Here is a 6,132-nt window from a genome sequence, read left to right as displayed (position 1 = left end):
GTCGCTTTCCCGAACTCGCAACGCGACATCGATCTGCTGATCCAGCGCCTGGGTGAGGACGGGGTAACCGCGACCATGGAATTCATGATGGGCGCGGTGAATGCCGGGCAGTCTGACGCCAACGAGACCGCCTTAAAAAACTGATCCAGCACGCCGGCATCCGCGAGACGCTTTGGTGTATCGCGAACGGCGTGCCATGGGATAAGGCGTGGGAGCTGGACGAGATCGAGCGCCAAGGCTTCACGATCATGTTCTCAGAGTTCAAGGGAGCGGAGTTCGACGTGAACACCATGACGTTCAAGGAGCCCAAGCCGTGAAGAGCTTCGACAGCCTGGGCGACATGGCCGCGCACCTGCTCACGATGGCGACGGCGGAGGCCGTCGCGCTCCATCACGGCCTAGAGGCGGCGGCTGAGCAGGTCGAGCTGACAGCCAAGGGCGAAATCGGCACGTACCAGGACGCCATCGGGCCTTTTCCCGGGTGGGCGCCGCTGGCCGACAGCACCGAGGATCAGAAAGCGAGGATGGGCTACCCGGCCGAGTCGCCCCTGTTGGCAACGGGCGATATGCAAAAGAGCATCACACACGAGGTCCAAGGGCTGGAGGCGGTGATCGGCACGCCCGACGAGAAGGCGCTCTACCACGAGCTGGGAACGCCACGGATGCCGCCGCGCCCGGTCTTTGGCCCGGCGCTAATGCATAACCGGGACCGGGTGGAGCGCCTGATCGGTGAAGCCGCCGTGGCGGGAATCCTTGGAGGCGAACTGACTGACGCCGCGCTTGGTTACAACGGCCCTCAGGCCAGCAAGACGTAAATGCCGAAGAGCAGGGCGCCGAGGGCGAGCAGCCCCACGGCGGCGATGGCGAAGCACGCCACCGCGATCCCCGCACGCATGTAGTCCGGCATCGGCGTTTCCCACGACACCAGAGGAGCGCGCCGCCGCTGTCCTCTTGGGACCGGCCGGATATGCGGCATCTGGCCGCCGGAGGCGTCCGCAAACCATTCAAGCACTCGGACGTGAAGAGGAACCGCCATGTACGAAGCCTTTTCAATAGGGGTCAGGATCAGCCTGATCAACCATGCCAGTTTGGGCCTGGCTGCCCTGTCGCGCAACTTCCTGTCCACCGAGGCAGATGCCCGGAAGCTGGAGCAGCGGATCGGTTCGATCCAGCGGCAGATGAAGGCTGGCCTTCTCATCGGTGGCATCGGCGCGGGCGGCCTTGCGCTATTCAAGGCCCCCCTCGAAGAAGCGAAGAAGTTCCAGACAGAGGTCACGCGCTTCCAGTCCCTGGGCTTTGGCGATGCCGTCAATGCGCAGGCCGTGACGTTCGCGCGTGGCATGAAGACCATCGGCACCTCGGCCCGCGACAACATGATGCTTCTCGGCGACGCGATGGCGGTCTTCAAGGATCTCCATCATGCCGAATTCGCCGCGCCGATCATGGCGAAGATGAAGTTCGGCAACGAGGCGCTGTATGGCTCTGAGCAGGGCGGCGCCAATGAACGCAAGTTCATGGACATGCTCAAGGTCATTGAGTTTCGCGGCGGTCTGTCCAGCCAGCAGGAGTTCTCTACGCAGGCGGACTTCGTGCAGAAGGTCATCGCCGGTAGCCGGAACCGCGTGGATTCGACAGCGCTATTGCAGGCGCTGAAGACGGGCGGCGTTGCGCTCTCCAGGCGTGGGAACGAGGCCTTCTATCTCGGCGCGGAGCCCCTGATTCAAGAGTTTGGTGGGATGCGATATGGCACGGGAGCCATGTCCGTCTATCAGAATTTGGTCCAAGCCAAGGGCCTCGCCACCGCTCAGCAAGAACTTTACCGGCTGGATCTTCTCGACAAAGACAAGGTCATATTCAACAGCCTCGGCAAGCTCAAGAAGGCGCTGCCGGGAGCTTTCAAGGGCTCATCCATCCTGGAAAACGAGGGTGAACTCGCCCTGCTCGAAAAGGTGCTCCTGCCAGCATTCCAGGCAAAGGGCATCACCGGTGACGAGAATATCATCCGCGAGCTGGGGATGATCCTTGGCAACCGGACCGCCTCCGGCTTGATGGCGCGTATCTACCAGCAGCGTGCGCAGCTCCACGTCCAGTCGGAGGCAAACCGGCATGCGCTTGGAATCAATCAAACAGAGGACGCGGCCAAGAAGACCTTGGAAGGTCAGCTGCTTGATCTCCACGCAAAGGAACGGGACCTTCAGTTGGCGCTCGGGCAAACGGTGCTGCCAATGGCCATCAAGGCGGTAGAAGGGTTCAACAGGACGCTCCCGGCCCTAACGAAGTGGATGACTGACAACCCGGGAAAAGTGAAGGCACTTACGTTTGCCTTCATTGGTCTGTCCGGCGCGATGGCAATCGGCGGCACCGTAATCCTGCTGTCGGCCGCCTTTCGCGGACTTGGTCTCGCGCTCGCGTTCAACGCGGTGGGTGGCTGGGCTGGAATCGTCAAGTTGGCTGGAAGCCTCCGCGTCTTCGGCACTGCGATGCTATTCAGCCAAGTCGGTGGTGCTGGAGGCATCGCTGGCGTTGGAAAGAGTCTGACATCCGTGGCTGGAGGCCTGGGGCTGGTGACTCAGGCGGCTGGTGCGTTCATGGCAGCCTACGGCGGATGGAAGCTTGGTGGGCTGCTGAATAGCCTTACGGACAAGAGCACCGCTGGAGCAACAGGCCAAAAGGACGACACGAAAGGTGGCGTGCTCTACGACTTCTTACATCCGATCAACAAGAACACAGGCAAAGAAGAGTTTTCGTACCTGCGTGCGGCCCGGGTTGCGCTGAACTTGGGCCTTCCAGGCGATGCAGCACTTCAGGTCCGCCAAGATCGAATCAATGCCAAGGGCAGCGGCCAGTCCCCCTACATCCGGACAGGTGCTACCAACGGTCAGGCCAGGGCCGGCGATGTCTACCTCGACAGCAAGAAGGTCGGGAAAGTCATGTTGCCGTACTTCGCTGACGAGTTGACTCGCCCCCAGCGCGGCGGAAACGCCTTCGACTTCTCCGCAACGCCGGCACCTGTCGGCATGAACCAAGCCCGCTGACGGGAGAAACATGGCTACCACGGTTGTCACGCTCGGCGATTTCCAATTTCGGAACATGGAAGTCCCGGAATCCATCGGCTTCGGCGGCGGGCAGGCGCTGGTCGTCCACCGCCTGGTGGGTGGACAGCGCGTGGTCGATGCCATGGGCCCGGACGACGCGCCGAAGGAGTGGCGCGGGTGGTTCCGTGGGCAGGATGCGAGCTCGCGTGCGCGGTACATCGATACGCTGCGCAAGCAGGGCCGGGCGCTGACGCTGACGTGGGACGCGTTCCGCTTCAGCGTCGTGATCGCCACGTTCGAGGCCGATTTCCGGCGCTCCTACGAGATTCCCTACCGGATCAGCCTCGAGGTGATCGAAGACCAGACGGAGCCGATCACCCAGGTGCTGGGTGGATCGATCGACGATGCTATCGGCGGCGACATGTCCACGGCGAGCGGCCTGGGCGACCTGATCGGCAACGGTCCGCTGTCGTCGGCGCTGGGCCTGCTGGATTCGGCGGTGAAGGGCGTATCGACGTTCGCGAACGCTTCCACGGCAGTCATCAACGGCGTGCTCGGGCCCATCGGATCGGTGCTGACGCGCACGAACCAGCTGATTGCCGGAACCGGGAATAGCGTCCAGAACGTCGGGACACTCGGCGGCGTGCTGCCGAACACACCCATCGGCATGGCCTCGTCCTCTCTGGCGACACAGGTCGTGGCGTTCAATCAGTTGCCGAACCTGTATTCGCTCCAGAACGTGGTGGGTCGCATGCGGGCGAACCTCGGATCGGTCGCGGGCGCAGGTCGCTCGGTGCCCGTCTCTGGCGGCAACCTCATGGACATGGCTGCCGCGCAGTACGGCGACGCCTCGGCGTGGACGGGCATCGCCAAGGCCAACGGCCTGAGCGATCCGGTACTCACGGGCCTACAGACCATCGCGGTGCCGTTGCGGGCCGACAACGCAGGAGGGTTGCTGGGTGACTGATGTTCAGGATTTCTCGTCGGTCGCTGCGGTCGTCGATCCATCGATGCAGGCCGCTCGCCAGCCGCGCGGCATGGTGCGGCTCAACGGCACCCCTTGCCCGGCCTGGATCGACTTCAACGTTGATTCCAACGCCTTCCACGAGGCCGACACCTTCGAGGTGTTGCTCGCGGTCAAAAAGCTGGTCGCGCCACAGGACAACGCGTGGCTTCTGTCACAGGATCAGATCAGGGTGGAGATCTTCGCCGGCTTCCCATCGAACCCTGACGTGGTGAGCGCCGATGAACTCACGCTACTGATCAAGGGGAACGTGGACGTCATCGACTTCGATATTGCCGGGCGTACCATCTCGCTTAGCGGCCGCGACCTCACATCACTGCTGATCGACGCGAAGACCACGGAGAAGTGGCAGACCCAGACGGCCAGCCAGATCGCCACCACGCTTGCGCAGCGGCACGGCCTGACCCCGGTAGTGACAGATACTTCGACGCCGGTGGGGCGCTATTACCAGATCGACCATGTCTCGATGACCTCGACGGACACCGAGTGGGAGCTGTTGACCTGGCTCGCCACGCAGGAGGGATTCGTCGTCTACGTGAAGGGGGACGAGCTGCACTTCGAGCCGAAGGCGAACCCCGCCGACGTGGTGCCGCTGGACATCTGGTGGGAGGAGCCTGACGACACCTACGGTTTCCATCGCTCGAATACCGTGCGACTGAACTTCTCCCGCACCCTGACGGTGGGGAAGGGCGCCATCGTGCAGGTGCGCTCGTGGAACCAGAAGCAGAAGAAGGGCTTCACCGCGACGTATCCGACGAGCCACGCCAAGGGCATCAAGCCGGGGCAGGCCACATCGCCTGCGCAGGTCTATTCCTACGTGATCGGCAACCTGACGCAGGAACAGGCACTCCAGCGTGCCCAGGCGATATACAACGAAATCATCCAGCACGAGATGCGCTTTCGTGCCTCGATGCCGGCCGACAGCGACACGACCGCGACAAGCATGGTCAAGGTAAGCGGCACCGGAACGTCGTTCGACCAACTCTATTACGTGGATAGCGTGAACCGCTCCATGTCCAACGGAGGCGGCTACACGATGGATCTGAGCGGCAAGAATCACTCGCAGGATACGAGCATCGTCCCATGAGCACCTCTCGCCTCCACAACGCCGTGCGCGGCATCGCCGCCGCGGCTGGCCAGGGTCGCGCTGGGACGCGCATCGGCTTGGTCAGCGCCTACGACCCGAGTCGCTACGCCGTAAAGGTGAAGTTCCCGCCCGATGACGTGGAGACCGGCTGGATTCCGTTGCAGGCCGTGCAGGTGGGCAACGGTTTCGGCATCTACGCGCCGCCGAACATCGACGACCAGATCAAGGTGGAGTTCCAAGACGGCGCGCAGGATGCGGGGCTTGCGGGTGGGGCGCTGTTCAACGACATCGACGTGCCGCTGGCGGTTCCCCCAGGCGAGGTATGGATCGTCCACCAGTCCGGCGCCTCGTGGAAGCTGTCGAACGACGGCAAGGCCACCTTCGCCGACGGGCACGGCGCCGTCGTGGCGCTCAATGGTGACGGCACGATCTCGTCGCAGGGCAACTGGACCCACAACGGGAACATGGCTTTCAACGGCCAGGTGGTAGCGAACGGCCACCGCATCGACGAGACCCATAAGCACCTCAACAGCGGCGGCTCCGGTCTCGGCGGCGTCGTGCAGTAAGGAACCAGCGTGGCCGACCTGATCGATCTCAACCACTTCTGGGGCGCAGACGTGGGCCTCGGGCCGTCCGGCGATTTCGGGCAGGCCCAGGGCTCCACGCGCAGCCAGCAGCGCATTCTCCGCCGCCTGCTGACGAACCCGCGCACGGTGCTTCCCGACGGCACCGTGCTGCCACCCGACTACCCGTGGCATCCCACCTACGGCGCCGGCCTGCCGCGGTACGTCGGCCTCGCCGTCGACCCTGCCGAGATCGTGGCCCTGATCCGGGGCCAGGTACTCCTCGAGGACGCCGTTGCCGCCCTGCCGGAGCCGGTCATCACCGTGAGCGCGATCACGAACGGGTTGGCTGTCTCCATCCGCTACACCGACGCCGACTCCAATTCGGCGGCCATTCTGTCCTTCAACGTCAACCAGTGAGCGG

General features: G+C 63.5%; 7 protein-coding genes. All 7 read left to right on the top strand.

The features are described 5' to 3' along the window. Window positions 1-191: 191 nt before the first annotated feature. The 7 genes from GAK28_RS20400 (at window position 192) to GAK28_RS20370 (ending at window position 6,128) form a co-directional block, all read left to right on the top strand. Entirely contained in the window at window positions 192-317 is a 126-nt protein-coding gene (locus GAK28_RS20400) for a hypothetical protein (RefSeq protein ID WP_291783829.1), read from the top strand. Beyond that, entirely contained in the window at window positions 314-814 is a 501-nt protein-coding gene (locus GAK28_RS20395) for a hypothetical protein (RefSeq protein ID WP_291783827.1), read from the top strand. Before GAK28_RS20400 ends, GAK28_RS20395 begins: the two co-directional genes overlap by 4 nt. 219 nt (window positions 815-1,033) lie before the next feature. Beyond that, window positions 1,034-3,034: a hypothetical protein gene (locus tag GAK28_RS20390; protein ID WP_291783824.1), complete on the top strand. Its 2,001-nt coding sequence runs from the start codon at window positions 1,034-1,036 to the stop codon at window positions 3,032-3,034. Window positions 3,035-3,044: 10 nt separating this feature from the next. Continuing rightward, on the top strand, window positions 3,045-4,001 hold the full coding sequence (locus GAK28_RS20385) for a hypothetical protein (RefSeq protein ID WP_291783822.1): 957 nt from the start codon (window positions 3,045-3,047) through the stop codon (window positions 3,999-4,001). Further along, window positions 3,994-5,145, top strand: coding sequence for a hypothetical protein (locus tag GAK28_RS20380; protein WP_291783820.1), 1,152 nt, complete (start codon window positions 3,994-3,996; stop codon window positions 5,143-5,145). The genes GAK28_RS20385 and GAK28_RS20380 overlap by 8 nt, the downstream gene beginning before the upstream one ends. Then, complete coding sequence (locus GAK28_RS20375; RefSeq protein ID WP_291783818.1) at window positions 5,142-5,711, top strand: phage baseplate assembly protein V; 570 nt, start codon at window positions 5,142-5,144, stop codon at window positions 5,709-5,711. The genes GAK28_RS20380 and GAK28_RS20375 overlap by 4 nt, the downstream gene beginning before the upstream one ends. 9 nt (window positions 5,712-5,720) lie before the next feature. Beyond that, on the top strand, window positions 5,721-6,128 hold the full coding sequence (locus GAK28_RS20370) for a hypothetical protein (RefSeq protein WP_291783816.1): 408 nt from the start codon (window positions 5,721-5,723) through the stop codon (window positions 6,126-6,128). Window positions 6,129-6,132 lie beyond the last annotated feature (4 nt).

Origin of the sequence: Luteibacter sp., from assembly GCF_009912395.1 — a bacterium.
In the GTDB taxonomy this organism is placed as follows: Bacteria; Pseudomonadota; Gammaproteobacteria; order Xanthomonadales; family Rhodanobacteraceae; genus Luteibacter.
Note: the sequence above shows the minus strand (reverse complement) of the source record. Positions and strands in the feature narration are given on the sequence as shown.